Origin of the sequence: uncultured Maribacter sp. (assembly GCF_947495965.1) — a bacterium.
Lineage (GTDB): Bacteria > Bacteroidota > Bacteroidia > Flavobacteriales > Flavobacteriaceae > Maribacter_B.
Window position 1 is genome coordinate 18,716 of record NZ_CANMBB010000010.1, and the last position, 17,458, is coordinate 36,173.

Here is a 17,458-nt window from a genome sequence, read left to right on the forward strand (position 1 = left end):
TCATCGCTTTTTTTATGCTTCACCAGTTGGTCCAAAATTCATTGGAATAGGTTGCTGCTCATAATCTTTAATAACTCCATGGGCTTTTTCAAACCGATCTACATTATCACTTAAAGCTCTTAAGAACTTTTTAGCATGCTGTGGCGTTAACACAATTCTACTTTTTACCTTCGCTTTTGGAGCGCCAGGCATCATACTTATAAAATCTACAACAAACTCAGAAACAGAATGATTAATTACTGCAAGATTGGAATAAGTTCCTTCTGCAGTTTTTTCATCTAATTCTATATTTATTTGTTGTTTTTTAGATTCTTCACTCATAATACTATTTCTAAATTAATACTCTTATAAAACTCTACTATTGTAAAGTTAGTATAGAAAATAACTATAAAAAAATAACCCTCGATTTTCATCGAGGGTTATTCTTAATTTAAAACTTTAAAGCTTCTTTACGAGCCATAATTTCATCGTACTCTTCTTTAGATCCAACAATGATATTATCATAATCTCGCATTCCTGTTCCTGCAGGTATTTTATGACCTACAATTACATTTTCTTTCAATCCTTCTAAAGTATCTACTTTACCACTTACAGCAGCTTCATTTAATACTTTAGTTGTTTCCTGGAAGGAAGCAGCCGATATAAATGATTTCGTCTGTAAAGATGCACGTGTAATACCTTGAAGTATTGGAGTTGCTGTAGCAGCTACTGCATCTCTTGCTTCAATTAAGTTTTTATCTTCTCTTCTTAAGATAGAATTTTCATCTCTAAGTTCTCTGGCAGTAATAATTTGACCCGCTTTTATAGTGTCAGACTCTCCTGCATCAGTAATAACTTTTTTACCATATATTTCATCATTCTCAACAATAAAGTCTTGCTTGTGAATTAATTGGTTTTCTAAGAAAATAGTATCCCCTGGATCAACAATACGCACTTTACGCATCATTTGTCTTACAACAACCTCAAAGTGTTTATCATTAATTTTCACCCCTTGTAAACGATATACTTCTTGTACTTCGTTAACTAAATATTGCTGTACAGCAGATGGGCCTTTAATTTTAAGAATATCTTCTGGAGTAATTGAACCATCAGAAAGTGGCATACCAGCTCTTACATAATCATTTTCCTGAACTAAGATTTGATTAGAAAGTTTTACTAAATACTTCTTAACTTCTCCTAATTTAGATTCAATAATTATCTCACGGTTACCTCTTTTAATTTTACCAAAAGAAACCACACCATCAATCTCAGATACAACTGCTGGGTTAGATGGGTTACGAGCTTCAAATAACTCAGTAACTCTTGGAAGACCACCTGTAATATCACCAGCTTTAGCAGATTTACGAGGAATCTTAACTAAAATTTGTCCTTCTTTAATCTTATCATTATCATCTACCATTAAGTGAGAACCTACTGGTAAGTTATAAGAACGTAAAACTTCATCGCCATTCTTAATTAATAATGTTGGTATTAATTTTTTGTTTCTAGATTCAGAAATTACTTTCTCTTGGAAACCTGTTTGTTCATCAATTTCAACTTGATAAGTAACCCCTTGCTCAATATTCTCGTAAGAAATTTGACCTGGGAATTCAGAAACAATTACACCATTATATGGATCCCAAGAACAAACTACATCTTCTTTCGCAATTTTAGCTCCATTCTCAATAAATAATTGAGAACCATAAGGAATGTTATTTGTACTTAAAATAATTCCAGACTTAGGCTCTACAATTTTAATTTCTGATGTTCTAGATATTACAATTGTTGCTGGGTTCCCTTCAGAATCCTCTCCAGTAACTGTTCTTAAATCTTCTATCTCTGCAACACCTCCAAATTTAGCGATAAGCTTGTTATCTTCAGAAATGTTACCTGCAATACCACCTACGTGGAAAGTACGTAGTGTTAACTGTGTACCTGGTTCTCCAATAGATTGTGCCGCAACAACACCAACAGCCTCACCTCTTTGTACCATCTTATTTGTAGATAAGTTTCTACCATAACATTTAGCACAAATACCTTTCTTAGCTTCACAAGTTAAAGCAGAACGTACTTCAACTTTTTCTATTGGTGATTCATTAATCTTCTTCGCATCAGATTCCATTATTTCCTGACCAGCAGTAAGTAATTGTTCTTCTGTTAAAGGATTATATACATCATGTAAAGAAACTCTACCTAAAATTCTAGCTCCTAAAGTTTCTACAACTTCTTCATTCTTTTTAAGTGCCTGTACTTCAACACCTCTTAATGTTCCACAATCTTCAATGTTAATAATAACATCTTGAGAAACATCAACTAAACGACGTGTTAAGTAACCTGCATCAGCAGTTTTAAGTGCTGTATCGGCAAGACCTTTACGTGCACCGTGCGTAGAGATAAAGTATTCCAAAATGGAAAGACCTTCCTTAAAGTTAGAAAGAATCGGGTTTTCAATAATCTCTCCACCACCTGCAGTAGATTTTTTAGGTTTCGCCATTAATCCACGCATACCTGTTAACTGACGGATTTGCTCTTTAGAACCCCTCGCACCAGAATCAAGCATCATATATACCGAGTTAAATCCTTGCTGATCTTCTCTAATACGCTTCATAGCTAACTCTGTTAACTGTGCATTGGTAGAAGTCCAAACATCAATAACCTGATTATAACGTTCGTTATTAGTAATAAGACCCATGTTATAATTTGCCATAATGCCGTCTACTTGACCATTAGCATCTGCAATCATTTCATGTTTCTCTTTTGGTATAATAATATCACCTAAACTAAAAGATAATCCACCTCTAAAGGCATAGTCATATCCTAAAGTCTTAATTCTATCTAAGAAATCTGCTGTTGTAGGAACATCCGTTACAGCTAAAATTCCACCAATAATATCTCTTAATGATTTCTTGTTTAAGACATCATTAATATATCCTGCTTGTTCAGGAACTCTCATATTAAACAATACTCTACCTACTGTTGTTGGTATAATCTTGTTTACTAATTCTCCTTCTTCATTAAAATCTTTAGCACGAACTTTAATTCCGGCATTAAGATTTACCATTCCTTCATTTAAAGCAATCTCTACTTCTTCATAAGAATAGAAAGTTAACCCTTCTCCCTTAATAGGAACTTCTGGTGTAGACTTTCTTTCCTTAGTCATATAGTAAAGACCTAAAACCATATCCTGAGAAGGTACAGTAATAGGAGAACCATTTGCTGGGTTCAAAATATTTTGAGAAGCTAACATTAATAGTTGTGCTTCTAAAATAGCCTCTGGCCCTAATGGTAAGTGAACCGCCATTTGATCCCCATCAAAATCGGCGTTAAATGCCGTACAAGCTAATGGGTGTAAACGTATTGCCTTACCTTCAATTAATTTAGGTTGGAAAGATTGTATACCCAAACGGTGCAATGTAGGAGCACGGTTTAGTAATACTGGATGTCCTTTAAGAACATTTTCCAAGATATCCCAAACTACAGGTTCTTTTTTATCTATTATCTTCTTAGCAGATTTAACTGTTTTTACAATACCTCTTTCAATTAACTTACGAATTACAAAAGGCTTGTAAAGTTCCGCAGCCATATCTTTAGGAAGACCACATTCGTATAATTTTAATTCTGGTCCTACAACAATTACAGAACGAGCAGAATAATCCACACGCTTACCAAGTAAGTTTTGACGGAAACGACCTTGCTTACCTTTCAATGAATCTGAAAGTGATTTTAATGGTCTGTTAGATTCTGTTTTAACTGCAGAGGCTTTACGTGTGTTATCAAATAAAGAATCAACAGATTCTTGAAGCATACGTTTCTCATTTCTAAGAATTACTTCTGGAGCTTTAATTTCCACTAAACGCTTTAAACGGTTATTACGGATAATAACTCTTCTATATAAATCATTTAAATCTGAAGTAGCAAAACGACCACCATCTAATGGTACTAATGGACGTAATTCTGGCGGAATTACAGGGATTACTTTCATAATCATCCATTCTGGCCTGTTATCTCTATTTTCTTGAGATTCTCTTAAAGCCTCAACAACCTGAAGTCTTTTTAAAGCCTCGGTCTTTCTTTGCTTAGAAGTCTCTGTATTTGCTTTATGTCTTAACTCATAAGATAATTCCGTTAAGTCAATTCTTGCTAATAAATCTATAAGACACTCCGCTCCCATTTTAGCGATAAACTTATTTGGGTCAGAATCTTCTAAATATTGATTTTCTTGCGGTAATTCCTCCGCAATATTTAAATACTCCTCTTCTGTTAAGAAATCCATTTTCTTAACTTCTTCGCCTTCTGGACCTTTAGCAATACCTGGTTGTATAACCACGTAACGCTCGTAATAGATAATCATATCTAATTTCTTAGATGGTAATCCAAGAAGGTATCCAATCTTATTAGGTAAAGAACGGAAATACCAGATATGCGCTACAGGAACCACCAAATTAATGTGCCCTACTCTATCTCTACGTACTTTTTTCTCTGTTACTTCTACCCCACAACGGTCACAAACAATACCACGATAACGGATTCTTTTATATTTACCACAAGCACACTCATAATCCTTAACAGGACCAAAAATACGCTCACAGAAAAGACCATCTCTCTCTGGTTTGTGCGTTCTATAGTTAATAGTTTCAGGCTTTAAAACCTCACCTTTAGATTCTCCTAAAATTGCTTCAGGAGATGCTAATCCGATGGAAATTTTATTAAACCTTTTTATTGGGTTATTATCTTTTATTCTAGCCATAATGTAATGGTGATACTAAATTAACAATGTGTTCTTAAATCGTTTTATCGATTTTTACTTATTCCTCTAATCTAATGTCTAAACCTAAACCTTTAAGTTCATGCATTAATACGTTAAAAGATTCTGGTAAACCAGGTTCTGGCATTGTTTCGCCTTTTACAATAGATTCATATGTTTTTGCTCTACCTATAACGTCATCAGACTTAACAGTCAATATCTCACGTAATGTTGCAGATGCTCCATATGCCTCTAGTGCCCATACTTCCATTTCTCCAAAACGCTGACCACCAAATTGTGCTTTACCACCTAATGGTTGTTGCGTAATTAAAGAGTAAGGTCCTATAGAACGAGCGTGCATTTTATCATCTACCATATGTCCTAATTTTAACATATAGATTACACCTACTGTTGCTGGTTGATCAAAACGCTGACCAGTACCACCATCATAAAGGTAAGTATGTCCAAATCTTGGAATACCTGCTTCATCAGTATATGCATTAATTTGATCTAAAGTAGCTCCATCAAAAATAGGAGTTCCAAACTTTTTACCAAGTTTAAGACCTGCCCAACCTAATACAGTCTCATAAATTTGACCAATGTTCATACGAGAAGGTACCCCTAATGGATTTAGTACAATATCTACTGGCGTTCCATCTTCTAAGAACGGCATATCTTCATGACGTACTATACGAGAAACAATACCTTTGTTTCCGTGACGACCCGCCATTTTATCACCAACTTTTAATTTACGTTTTTTAGCAACATAAACTTTAGCTAATTTGATAATACCTGCTGGCAATTCATCCCCTACAGATATAGTAAATTTATCTCTTCTTAGGTTACCCTGAAGATCGTTTAACTTAATCTTGTAGTTATGTAATAAATCTGCTAATTGTGCATTTGTATCTTTATCTGTAGTCCAACTTCCACCAACTAAGTGTGCAAAATCATCTACAGCATTTAACATCTTCATGGTGTACTTTTTACCTTTTGGTAAAACCTCTTCCCCTAAATCGTTTAATACTCCTTGTGATGTTTTTCCATTAACTATGATAAATAATTTTTCAATTAAGATATCTTTTAGTTGTTGAAACTTTACTTCGTATTCTAATTCTAATTTAGAAATTGCTTCTTTATCTTCAGATCGCTTACGCTTATCTTTTATAGATCTAGAGAATAATTTCTTTTCAATTACAACACCTCTTAAAGATGGCGAAGCTTTTAAGGAAGCATCTTTTACATCTCCAGCTTTATCACCAAAAATAGCACGTAATAATTTTTCTTCTGGAGTTGGATCAGATTCTCCTTTTGGTGTAATCTTACCAATAAGAATATCACCAGGTTTAACCTCTGCTCCAATACGAATCATCCCATTTTCATCCAAATCTTTTGTTGCTTCTTCCGAAACATTTGGAATATCATGTGTTAATTCTTCAGCCCCTAATTTTGTATCACGAACATCTAAAGAATACTCATCTACATGTATAGATGTAAATACATCTTCACGTACAACTTTTTCAGAAATTACAATTGCATCCTCAAAGTTATATCCTTTCCAAGGCATAAATGCTACCACTAAGTTTCTACCTAATGCTAATTCTCCCTTTTCAGTTGCGTATCCTTCACAAAGAACTTGTCCTTTTTTAACTCTGTCCCCTTTTTGAACAATAGGTTTAAGATTTATACTTGTTCCTTGGTTTGTTTTTCTAAACTTAACTAATTTGTACGTCTTAGAATCCTCTTCAAAACTAACTAGTCTCTCGTCATCTGTACGATCATACTTTACAGTAATTTTTTGAGAATCTACATACTCAACAACACCCTCTCCTTCAGCATTTATTAATACTCTAGAATCTGATGCAACTTGACGCTCTAAACCAGTACCTACAATCGGAGATTGTGGTTTTAATAATGGTACTGCCTGACGCATCATGTTAGATCCCATCAATGCACGGTTGGCATCATCATGCTCTAAGAATGGAATTAATGATGCAGATATAGATGCAATTTGATTTGGAGCAACATCCGTGTATTGTATTTCTGATGGATCTACAACTGGGAAATCTCCTTCTTCTCTTGCAATTACTTTTTCTGTATCTATTGTACCATCTTCTTTTAAAGGAATATTTGCTTGTGCAATTTTCATTCCTTCTTCCTCTTCTGCACTTAAGTATCTAAACTCTTCAATATCAACTTTAGAATCTGTTACCTTACGGTATGGTGTTTCTAAGAATCCCATTGGGTTAACTTTTGCAAAAACTGCTAAAGAAGATATAAGACCAATGTTTGGTCCTTCTGGTGTTTCAATAGGACATAATCTTCCGTAGTGCGTATAGTGAACATCACGCACTTCGAAACCTGCTCTTTCTCTAGATAAACCTCCAGGCCCAAGTGCAGATAATCTACGCTTGTGCGTAATCTCTGCTAATGGATTTGTTTGGTCCATAAACTGAGATAACTGGTTAGTTCCAAAGAACGAGTTAATTACAGAAGATAATGTTTTAGCATTAATTAAGTCAATTGGTGTAAAAACTTCATTATCACGAACGTTCATACGCTCACGAATAGTTCTAGCCATACGAGCTAAACCTACACCAAATTGAGAAGATAATTGTTCTCCTACTGTACGTACACGACGGTTAGATAAGTGATCAATATCATCAATCTCTGCTTTTGAGTTAATTAACTCAATTAAATATTTAATAATAGTTATTATATCTTCTTTGGTTAAGACTTGCTTATCCATTCCAATATCTAACTGTAATTTTTTATTCATTCTATAACGACCAACTTCACCTAAGTTATAACGTTGATCAGAAAAGAATAATTTATCAATTATACCTCTTGCAGTTTCTTCATCTGGCGGTTCTGCATTACGTAATTGACGGTATATATGCTCAACAGCTTCTTTTTCAGAGTTTGTTGGATCTTTCTGTAGTGTGTTATGAATAATTGCATAATCAGACTGCGCATTATTTTCTTTATGTAATAATACCGTCTTAACATCAGCATCCATAATTTCTTGAATATGATCTTTTTCAAGAATAGTGTCACGATCTAAAACAATTTCGTTTCTTTCAATAGATACAACTTCACCTGTATCTTCGTCAACAAAATCTTCATGCCAAGTGTTCAACACTCTAGCCGCAAGTTTACGACCTAATACTTTCTTTAAACCTGCTGTAGAAACTTTTACTTCCTCAGAAAGGTCAAAAATTTCTAAAATATCTTTATCTCTTTCAAAACCAATTGCTCTAAATAAAGTAGTAACAGGTAATTTTTTCTTTCTATCAATATATGCGTACATAACGCCATTGATATCTGTAGCAAATTCTATCCAAGAACCTTTAAAAGGAATTACTCTTGCAGAATAAAGCTTTGTTCCATTTGCGTGAAAAGATTGCCCAAAGAATACCCCTGGAGAACGGTGTAATTGAGATACTACAACTCTTTCTGCACCATTTATAACAAATGTACCACTAGGCGTCATATAAGGTATAGTACCTAGATAAACATCCTGTACAATTGTTTCAAAATCCTCATGTTCTGGATCTGTACAATATAATTTAAGTCTAGCCTTTAAAGGCACACTGTAAGTAAGTCCACGCTCAATACATTCTTGAATTGAATATCTAGGTGGATCTATAAAATAATCTAAAAATTCCAATACAAACTGATTTCTAGTATCAGTTATTGGAAAGTTTTCCATGAAGGTATTGTATAATCCTTCATCTCCTCTTTGATCAGATTTAGTTTCAAGTTGAAAGAAATCTTGAAATGATTTAATCTGAATATCCAAAAAATCTGGATATTCCGGAGTGTTCTTAGCGGATGCAAAATTAATTCTCTGAGTCTGATTTTTGAACATCTATGGACAGTATTTTGATCGTGAATACTAAATGGGTTGTATATTTCTTAATATACATAATATATAAAAAGGCTTAGGTCTAAGCGCAAATTTGCGAAAAGACCTAAACCATAAGTGCTATATGTTGTTGCTATTACTTAAGCTCAACTTCTGCTCCAGCTTCTTCTAATGAATTCTTAATTCCTTCAGCTTCGTCTTTAGAGATACCTTCTTTGATTGCTTTTGGTGCGCTATCAACGATGTCTTTAGCATCTTTTAACCCTAAACCAGTTAATTCTTTAACTAATTTTACAACTGCTAATTTAGAAGCACCAGCTGCTTTTAATATTACATCAAATTCTGATTTTTCTTCAGCAGCTTCTCCACCACCAGCAGCACCGCCAGCAGCAACAGCAACTGCAGCAGCTGCAGGCTCTATACCGTATTCATCTTTTAATATATCAGCTAATTCGTTTACTTCTTTTACAGTAAGATTAACTAATTGTTCTGCGAAATCTTTTAAATCTGCCATTTTTACTATCGTTTAATAAATTTTTAAAATATAATTGTTTTTAGTGCGTACTATTTCTCTGATAATGTTTTAAGGATTCCAGATAGTTTACTACCACCTGATTTAAGTCCAGAAATAACATTCTTAGCAGGAGATTGTAATAATCCAATAATTTCACCAATCATTTCTTCTTTAGACTTAATGCTAACTAAAGCATCCAAATTCTCATCACCAATATAAACTGCTTCTTCTACGAATGCTCCTTTTAATAAAGGCTTATCAGATTTTTTTCTGAAATTCTTTATTAATTTTGCAGGTGCATTTCCAACTTCAGAGAACATTAAAGAAGTATTCCCTTTAAGTACTTCAGGAAGTTCTCCAAATTCTCTATCAGAAGCCTCCATTGCTTTTGCAAGCAATGTATTTTTAACTACCGCAAGTCTAATATCTGCCTTGAAACATGCTCTTCTTAAATCCGAAGTAGTAACTGCATCAAGACCAGAGATATCTGCTAAATAAATAGTAGAACTATCTCCTAACTGCGTAGTCAAATCTTGTATAACGTTTGCTTTTTCTTCTCTTGTCATAATTAAATTTTTAAACTACCAGTTAATTAAACTGTTTTTGGATCTAATTGAACACTAGGACTCATTGTACTAGACATGAATATTGATTTAATATACACCCCTTTAGAAGCCGTTGGTTTCAATTTATTTAAAGTATCTAATAACTCTTTACAGTTTCCTGCAATTTTATCAGCAGAGAAAGACGCCTTTCCAATTGCCGTATGCACGATACCAGTCTTATCAACTTTAAAATCTATTTTACCTGCTTTTACTTCCGTAACTGCTTTAGCCACATCCATAGTAACAGTACCTGTTTTTGGGTTAGGCATTAAACCTCTTGGACCTAATACTCGTCCTAAAGGGCCTAATTTTCCCATTACGCTTGGCATTGTGATAATTACATCAACATCTGTCCAACCCGCTTTTATCTTTGTCAAATACTCATCTAATCCAACATAATCCGCACCAGCTGCTGTAGCTTCCGCTTCTTTATCCGGAGTAACCAAAGCCAAAACTTTTACATCCTTACCTGTTCCATGTGGAAGTGTAACAACCCCACGTACCATTTGATTTGCTTTTCTTGGATCTACACCCAAACGAACAGCTAAATCTATAGATGCATCAAATTTTGTATTGGTAATTTCTTTTACTAAAGCAGACGCCTCATCAACAGAATAAAGTTTATCTTTTTCTATTTTAGCACGAGCCTCCTTTTGGTTCTTTGTTAACTTTGCCATTTAAATTGCTTTTAAGATTTTAAAAAGGTCTTTTACCTGCAACTTTTAAACCCATAGATCTTGCTGTTCCTGCGATCATGCTCATTGCTGATTCTACAGTAAATGCATTTAAATCTACCATTTTGTCTTCGGCTATTGCCTTAACCTGGTCCCAAGTTACATTACCTGATTTTACTCTGTTAGGTTCGCCAGATCCTTTTTTAATCTTAGCTGCTTCCAATAGCTGAACTGCCGCTGGTGGTGTTTTTACAATAAAATCAAACGATTTATCTTTGTATACGGTGATAACAACTGGTAAAACTTTACCTGGTTTATCCTGTGTACGAGCATTAAACTGCTTACAGAATTCCATAATGTTAACACCGGCAGCACCTAAGGCGGGTCCAACCGGTGGCGATGGATTCGCTGCACCTCCCCTAACTTGTAGTTTAACTACTTTACCTACTTCTTTTGCCATTGTTTTTAATTAAATTGAAAGTGTACCAGTGGAAGCGATACAACTTTTAAATATGTAACAAATTATATTAAATTTTCTCTACTTGCATGTAACTTAGTTCTAATGGTGTTTTTCTTCCGAAAATCTTAACCATTACCTCAAGTTTACGTTTTTCCTCATTAATTTTTTCAACAGTACCGTTAAAACCATTAAAAGGACCATCTATTACTTTCACAGTTTCCCCAAAAACAAAAGGTATTGCAACGCTATCTGTATTCACAGTTAACTCATCTACTTTACCTAACATTCTATTCACTTCAGATTTTCTAAGCGGAACAGGATCCCCTCCTTTAGTTTCCCCTAAAAAACCAATAACATTTGTAATAGACCTAATAATATGAATCATCTCTCCACCTAAATTAGCTTTGATCATGATGTAACCAGGAAAATAAACTCTTTCCTTATTAATTTTTTTTCCGTTTCTAATCTGAATAACTTTCTCTGTTGGAACTAAAACATCTTCTAAATAATCAGAAAAACCTAAACGAGCAACCTCGCTTTCGATATACCCTTTTATTTTATGCTCTTGCCCACTAACAGCTCTTACCACATACCACTTCTTCTCTAAAACTTCAGACATGTTTGAGCTTAGTTTAAAACATTATTAAAATACAACTGAACCAACTTACTTAAAGCAGAGTCTACACCCCAAGTAGCTAATGCGAACAAAATTGAAAACACCGCAACTACCACCATAAGGTTTGATGACTCCGAACGCGGAGGCAGTGTGACATTATTTTTTAGCTCCTCAATAGACTCTTTTATGTATGACAACATAGCTATATTATTTTTTCAGTTTGATTAGAAAAAAAAGAAACAAATATTTCTTTTTACAATTTGCACGGCAGGAGAGACTCGAACTCCCGACACCTGGTTTTGGAGACCAGTGCTCTACCAACTGAGCTACAACCGTGTGTATTTTACACTGAAAGGTATCCGCCAATGGCGGACACCTTATAATGTAAAACTATAAATTATTTTAATCTAAAATCTTAGTAACCTGACCAGCTCCTACTGTTCTACCACCCTCACGGATTGCAAAACGTAATCCCATACTTAATGCGATTGGAGACAATAACTCAACTGTAATAGTAAGGTTATCACCAGGCATAACCATCTCAACCCCAGAAGGAAGATTAATTGTACCTGTTACATCCGTTGTTCTTACGTAGAACTGAGGACGATAGTTATTATGGAATGGTGTATGACGACCACCCTCTTCTTTTTTAAGGATATAAACCTCAGCCTCGAATTTAGCGTGTGGAGTTACAGAACCTGGCTTACAGATTACCATACCTCTACTAATTTGAGTTTTCTCAATACCTCTTAATAAGATACCAACATTATCACCAGCTTCACCTCTATCTAATATCTTACGGAACATTTCAACACCAGTAATAGTAGAAGCTAATTTCTCAGCACCCATACCAATAATATCCACTGCATCTCCTGTATTAGCAATACCAGTTTCAATACGACCTGTAGCAACAGTTCCACGACCAGTAATTGTAAATACATCTTCAATTGGCATTAAGAAATCTTTATCAACATCTCTCTTTGGTAATTCAATCCAAGCATCAACCTCTTCCATTAATTTCATCACTGTATCCACCCACTTTTGCTCACCATTAAGTGCACCTAAAGCAGAACCAGCAACAACAGGTCCATTATCACCATCATACTCATAGAAAGAAAGTAATTCTCTTACTTCCATCTCAACAAGCTCTAAAAGCTCCTCATCATCAACCATATCCACTTTATTCATGAATACAACTATTCTTGGAATACCTACCTGACGCCCTAATAAGATATGCTCACGTGTTTGTGGCATTGGACCATCTGTAGCAGCAACAACCAATATAGCACCATCCATTTGAGCAGCACCAGTTACCATGTTCTTCACATAATCGGCGTGACCAGGACAATCTACGTGTGCGTAGTGACGATTTGCAGTAGCATATTCTACGTGCGATGTATTAATTGTAATACCTCTTTCCTTTTCTTCAGGAGCGTTATCGATAGAATCGAAACTTCTTAATTCAGAAAGACCTGCATTTGCCAATACCGTAGTAATAGCAGCAGTTAATGTAGTTTTACCGTGATCTACGTGTCCAATAGTACCTATATTTAAGTGCGGTTTGGAACGATCAAAAGTTTCCTTTGCCATGTTTAATGAATTTTAATCTTTAGTTTATATTAGTGTACAAATTTTATCTTCAAAATGAGCCAATGACGAGATTTGAACTCGTGACCTCTTCCTTACCAAGGAAACGCTCTACCCCTGAGCTACACCGGCGTAAAGTGCTCAATTTAACACCTTAAACAACCAAAGCCCATTAAAGGTGTTTATTACACAAAAAACAGAAGCAACCCATGGCTGTTCTGTTTTTTATGTTTTGAGCGGGAGACCGGGTTCGAACCGGCGACATTCAGCTTGGAAGGCTGACGCTCTACCAACTGAGCTACTCCCGCTTATTTACTTCTTAAAAAATTTCAGAAAGCAAAATTACAACATTTTCAAAACTTCAAAAAACTATTTTAAAATAATCTTTCACTTAAAAGCTAATTTTGATTTTAGCTTTGCAAAAGTAACCTTTTAAAAGTACTTTCTAAAATTTTTTGTGGGGAGAGCAGGATTCGAACCTGCGAAGACGTAGTCAGCAGATTTACAGTCTGCCCTCGTTGGCCGCTTGAGTATCTCCCCAAACCATTATTTAAAGAACTTTTTAAAGAGCCGATGGAGGGACTCGAACCCACGACCTGCTGATTACAAATCAGCTGCTCTAGCCAGCTGAGCTACATCGGCTTTTTACACTTTTTTAGTTATAAAAAAGTCCGCTATTTCTAACGGACTGCAAATGTATACGTTTTTTTGTTTAAACAAAACAAAAAATGAAAAAAATTTAGTTAAGCTTGTGCTCTTATTTTTTGCTTCTTTTTTATTAGCCTTCTTTCCAGTGAATTACATGCAGAATCAACAGCTTCCTCAAAAGATTTACATTGCTTTTTTACTATAAAATTATCTTTAGGAATGTTCAATTTTATCTCTACAATCTTATTTTCTTTCAATTTATTATTATCTAATTTTAAAAATACCTCCGAACTTATAACCTTATCATAAAAAGTTTCTAGCTTATCTAACCTACTTTGTACAAAATGCAATAAAGACTTATCTGCATTAAAGTTCACGGATTGTGCATTTACTTTCATAGAATATTAATTTAAAAAGTTAAACAATTAAGTATTATTATTTTTTTCCTCTAGGATGGGCTTTAGAATGTACTTTTTTTAATTCTTCTATCCCATTGTGGGTATACACTTGGGTAGATGCCAAACTTGAGTGACCAAGTAATTCTTTTACCGCATTTAAATCAGCGCCTTTATTTAGCAAATGTGTTGCAAATGTGTGTCTTAATATATGCGGACTCTTTTTTACCTTAGAAGACACCTTACTAAAATACCCATTTATTATTCTATAAACAAAAGTTTCGTAGATTTTATTGCCCGATTTTAAAAGAAAAAGATACTCGAAATCGTTAATTTTTGTTAAAGCGTTTCTTTCTTCTATATAAGAATTAAATAACTTTATGGTTTTTGCCAACAAAGGGATTATTCTTTCTTTTTTTCTTTTTCCTAAAACCCTAAGAACACCTTGTCTTAAATCTAAATCTGAAAGCTTTAAATTTATTAACTCTGCTCTACGCATTCCCGTAGCATACAAGACGTCTATTATTAATTTATCTCTAACACCTTCAAAACCCTCATTAAAAGTAATTTGCGACAACATTTTTTCCATTTCTGTTTCTGAAAACGGAACCTCTATCTTTTTTGAAATTTTTAATGCTCTATGCTTTACTAATGGCGATATCTTTATATCCCCTACCTTTTGAAGAAATTTATAATATGCTTTTAAAGATGCTATTTTTCTGTTTATTGTTCTATTAGAAATTTTGTTTTCACTTAAAGTAACAAGCCAACTACGAACAATAGTATACTCTATATTTACTATATCTGAAATAGAATGTTCTTCTTCACAAAAAGACATAAACTCCTGAATATCTTTCTTATATGCCAAAACAGTATGGATAGAATATTTTTTTTCTAATCCTAAATAATCTAAAAAAGGAACTAACACCATACTCTCAAAGTTAGCATATAATTTAAAATTAACCCATAAAAAAATCCTGCATATAGCAGGATTTTAAATATCTAAATAGAATAACAGACCTAGATTTCTTCTTGATCTCTTAAACCTTGTATGTATTGCGCTTTTTGTATCTGTGCTCTACGAGTTACAGATGGCTTATTGAACTGCTGACGCTTTCTCAATTGACGCATTGTACCGGTTTTATCGAACTTTCGCTTAAAACGCTTTAAAGCTCTATCTATGTTTTCTCCTTCTTTAATTGGTATAATTAACATATGCTACTACCTCCTCTCTTTAGTGATTAAGGCTGCAAATATACTATTTATATTAACATAACAAACCTTAGATTCAAATATTTATACTAAACTTCTACTGCTGGTTTATATGTTTTTTTATCAATAATAATTTTAGATAAAATTTCTTTTAGAATTTCTGATGTTCCCCCACCGATTGGACCACACCTACTATCTCTAAGCAATCTAGCCATAGGATACTCCTCCATATACCCATAGCCGCCAAGCATTTGCAGGCAATCATATATTACCTCATCTGCCATTTTTGTAGATAACAATTTAGACATTGTAGCTTCTTTTACTACATATTCTCCACGACTTAACTTATAGGCTACAGAGTAATTATACTCTTTACACATCTCCATTTCAGCAGATCTTTCTACCATTTTATGCCTTAATGCTTGAAACTCATTTATTTTTTTTCCAAATGCAGTTCTTTCGGACATATAATTTATCGCATAATCTAAAGCATATTCTGCACGAGCATGCGCATTAATTCCCATAATTAAACGTTCTAAAGAAAAGTGTTGCATGATATAAGAAAAACCTTTATTCTCTTCCCCTAACAAATTAGCTGCAGGAACCTTTACATTATCAAAAGCTATTTCCCCAGTATCTGATGCTCTCCACCCTAATTTATCTAATTTAGTAGCAGAAACTCCTAGAGTATCTCGATCTACCAACAACATACTTATTCCTTTATTCCCTAGTTCTGGAGAGGTCTTAGCAGCCACGACCAAATAGTCACTATAAACACCATTAGTTATAAAAGTTTTAGAACCGTTTAATATATAGTAATCTCCTTCTTTTACTGCATTTGTCCTCATTCCAGAAACATCCGACCCTCCAAAAGGTTCTGATATACATAAACAACCTATTTTATCTCCTGCAATACTAGAAGCTAAATATTCTTGTTTTATACGCTCATCCCCTTCTTTATTTAAATGGGTCATTGCTAAATACATATGTGCCCACATTGCAGCAGCAAAACCAACAGAATTTATTTTTTGAAGCTCCTCTAAGAAAATAACCGTGTAGAATAAATCTAACTCTAAACCGCCATATTGACTAGGATAGGTTAATCCAAAATACCCCATGTCTCCAATTTTTTTCCATATAAAACGGTCAATTACACCATTTTTCTCCCATTTATCTACATGAGGAACAACTTCTTTTTTTAGAAAACTTTTTAGACTCTCACGAAACAACTCGTGTTCTTCACTAAAATATCTTTTATCCATGCCTTAATTTACAATACAAAAAATTCTTATTTGAGTTCCAAATATAACTTAATTTTACAAATCTCATAACATTAAAAAATCTTTATTCTTTGTCATATCAAAAAAAATATAATTAAAATAATAAATAATATTTAAAATATACGCTTTTAAAGGCTTTAAATTATATATATGATAATTTTTTGAACAAATACAAAGTAGGTGCCATTTTAAATTTAATTTTTAATATCCGAAGCTTTTAATACTTGGAATTTATCTAAAACTCTATTGGCAACTTCTGGATTTAAGCCATATACCTTATATATTTGATTATTATTAGAAAAACCTCCAAGTTTTTTCCTGTACTTAACTATTCTTTTAGAAAGAACTTCTCCTATTCCATATACTTTTATTAAGTCCGTAGGAGTAGCTGTATTTAAATCTCTATACTCTTTAATGTAGTTAGATTTTTCACTCTTTTTTGATACAAATGATTTCTTTGTTTTTTCCTGCTTCCATTCTGGAAATTTAAAATAAGGTTCTATTTGTTTAAGAAGTGCATCTGAAATTTTGGTTACTTGCTGAAACTCTAAAGCTGTATTTACATACTTATTCGTTTTTCTATATGTGTGTAAACGATTAATTTCATCAACAGACATTCCTAAGGTATACCCTTTATAGTCTGAAATAAAGTTGGGGTTAAAAAGATGTATTTTAGATTTTTTATAAGCTACTTCCTTCTTTAAAAGGTCCATTTTATTTTGCTCTACAAGATTTAACACAAATTTATCTTCTAAAGGTTTTGCATAATTCTTATGATACAAATAATACCCACCTTGAAGCAAAACAATAAATAATAGTAAAAAGAAAATCCCGCTTTGTTCTTGTTTAGAAAACTGCATGCGGGATTTTATATTT

15 protein-coding genes and 5 tRNA genes are annotated in these 17,458 nt (G+C 33.7%); all 20 read right to left on the reverse strand.

The window, feature by feature from the left end; all coding sequences use genetic code 11:
* Positions 1–12 precede the first annotated feature (12 nt).
* The gene (locus Q0820_RS15390) at positions 13–321 is read right to left on the reverse strand and encodes a DUF3467 domain-containing protein (protein ID WP_298488935.1); all 309 of its coding nucleotides are present in this window, start codon (positions 319–321) and stop codon (positions 13–15) included.
* Positions 322–430: 109 nt separating this feature from the next.
* Positions 431–4,726 carry a DNA-directed RNA polymerase subunit beta' gene (gene rpoC / locus Q0820_RS15395; protein ID WP_298488937.1) on the reverse strand — a complete coding sequence of 1,432 codons (4,296 nt, stop codon included), beginning with the start codon at positions 4,724–4,726 and terminating at the stop codon, positions 431–433.
* A gap of 58 nt (positions 4,727–4,784) precedes the next feature.
* Positions 4,785–8,594 (reverse strand): DNA-directed RNA polymerase subunit beta, encoded by a 3,810-nt coding sequence (rpoB, locus tag Q0820_RS15400; protein ID WP_298488939.1) that lies wholly within the window; start codon positions 8,592–8,594, stop codon positions 4,785–4,787.
* A gap of 133 nt (positions 8,595–8,727) precedes the next feature.
* Positions 8,728–9,105: a 50S ribosomal protein L7/L12 gene (rplL, locus tag Q0820_RS15405; protein WP_298488941.1), complete on the reverse strand. Its 378-nt coding sequence runs from the start codon at positions 9,103–9,105 to the stop codon at positions 8,728–8,730.
* Positions 9,106–9,155: 50 nt separating this feature from the next.
* The gene (rplJ, locus tag Q0820_RS15410; RefSeq protein ID WP_298488943.1) at positions 9,156–9,671 is read right to left on the reverse strand and encodes a 50S ribosomal protein L10; all 516 of its coding nucleotides are present in this window, start codon (positions 9,669–9,671) and stop codon (positions 9,156–9,158) included.
* Between the two features lie 26 nt (positions 9,672–9,697).
* The gene (gene rplA / locus Q0820_RS15415) at positions 9,698–10,387 is read right to left on the reverse strand and encodes a 50S ribosomal protein L1 (RefSeq protein WP_298488945.1); all 690 of its coding nucleotides are present in this window, start codon (positions 10,385–10,387) and stop codon (positions 9,698–9,700) included.
* 19 nt (positions 10,388–10,406) lie between these two features.
* Entirely contained in the window at positions 10,407–10,844 is a 438-nt protein-coding gene (gene rplK / locus Q0820_RS15420; RefSeq protein WP_121069271.1) for a 50S ribosomal protein L11, read from the reverse strand.
* Positions 10,845–10,911: 67 nt separating this feature from the next.
* The gene (gene nusG / locus Q0820_RS15425) at positions 10,912–11,463 is read right to left on the reverse strand and encodes a transcription termination/antitermination protein NusG (RefSeq protein ID WP_298488947.1); all 552 of its coding nucleotides are present in this window, start codon (positions 11,461–11,463) and stop codon (positions 10,912–10,914) included.
* An 8-nt stretch (positions 11,464–11,471) separates the two neighbouring features.
* Positions 11,472–11,660, reverse strand: coding sequence for a preprotein translocase subunit SecE (secE, locus tag Q0820_RS15430; RefSeq protein ID WP_121069269.1), 189 nt, complete (start codon positions 11,658–11,660; stop codon positions 11,472–11,474).
* Between the two features lie 63 nt (positions 11,661–11,723).
* Positions 11,724–11,796: transfer RNA gene (locus Q0820_RS15435), tRNA-Trp, on the reverse strand.
* Between the two features lie 66 nt (positions 11,797–11,862).
* Positions 11,863–13,050 (reverse strand): elongation factor Tu, encoded by a 1,188-nt coding sequence (tuf, locus tag Q0820_RS15440; RefSeq protein ID WP_298488949.1) that lies wholly within the window; start codon positions 13,048–13,050, stop codon positions 11,863–11,865.
* A gap of 57 nt (positions 13,051–13,107) precedes the next feature.
* Positions 13,108–13,179: transfer RNA gene (locus Q0820_RS15445), tRNA-Thr, on the reverse strand.
* A 103-nt stretch (positions 13,180–13,282) separates the two neighbouring features.
* Positions 13,283–13,355 (reverse strand) — tRNA-Gly (locus tag Q0820_RS15450).
* Between the two features lie 150 nt (positions 13,356–13,505).
* A tRNA-Tyr gene (locus tag Q0820_RS15455) sits at positions 13,506–13,587 on the reverse strand.
* 28 nt (positions 13,588–13,615) lie between these two features.
* Positions 13,616–13,689 (reverse strand) — tRNA-Thr (locus Q0820_RS15460).
* A gap of 101 nt (positions 13,690–13,790) precedes the next feature.
* Positions 13,791–14,093, reverse strand: coding sequence for a ribosome-associated translation inhibitor RaiA (raiA, locus tag Q0820_RS15465; protein ID WP_298488951.1), 303 nt, complete (start codon positions 14,091–14,093; stop codon positions 13,791–13,793).
* 37 nt (positions 14,094–14,130) lie between these two features.
* Positions 14,131–15,021 carry a tyrosine-type recombinase/integrase gene (locus Q0820_RS15470; RefSeq protein WP_298488953.1) on the reverse strand — a complete coding sequence of 297 codons (891 nt, stop codon included), beginning with the start codon at positions 15,019–15,021 and terminating at the stop codon, positions 14,131–14,133.
* Positions 15,022–15,110: 89 nt separating this feature from the next.
* Positions 15,111–15,305: a 30S ribosomal protein S21 gene (rpsU, locus tag Q0820_RS15475; protein ID WP_291869014.1), complete on the reverse strand. Its 195-nt coding sequence runs from the start codon at positions 15,303–15,305 to the stop codon at positions 15,111–15,113.
* An 86-nt stretch (positions 15,306–15,391) separates the two neighbouring features.
* Positions 15,392–16,564 carry an acyl-CoA dehydrogenase family protein gene (locus Q0820_RS15480; RefSeq protein ID WP_298488955.1) on the reverse strand — a complete coding sequence of 391 codons (1,173 nt, stop codon included), beginning with the start codon at positions 16,562–16,564 and terminating at the stop codon, positions 15,392–15,394.
* Between the two features lie 212 nt (positions 16,565–16,776).
* Entirely contained in the window at positions 16,777–17,442 is a 666-nt protein-coding gene (locus Q0820_RS15485; RefSeq protein ID WP_298488957.1) for a helix-hairpin-helix domain-containing protein, read from the reverse strand.
* Between the last annotated feature and the right edge of the window lie 16 nt (positions 17,443–17,458).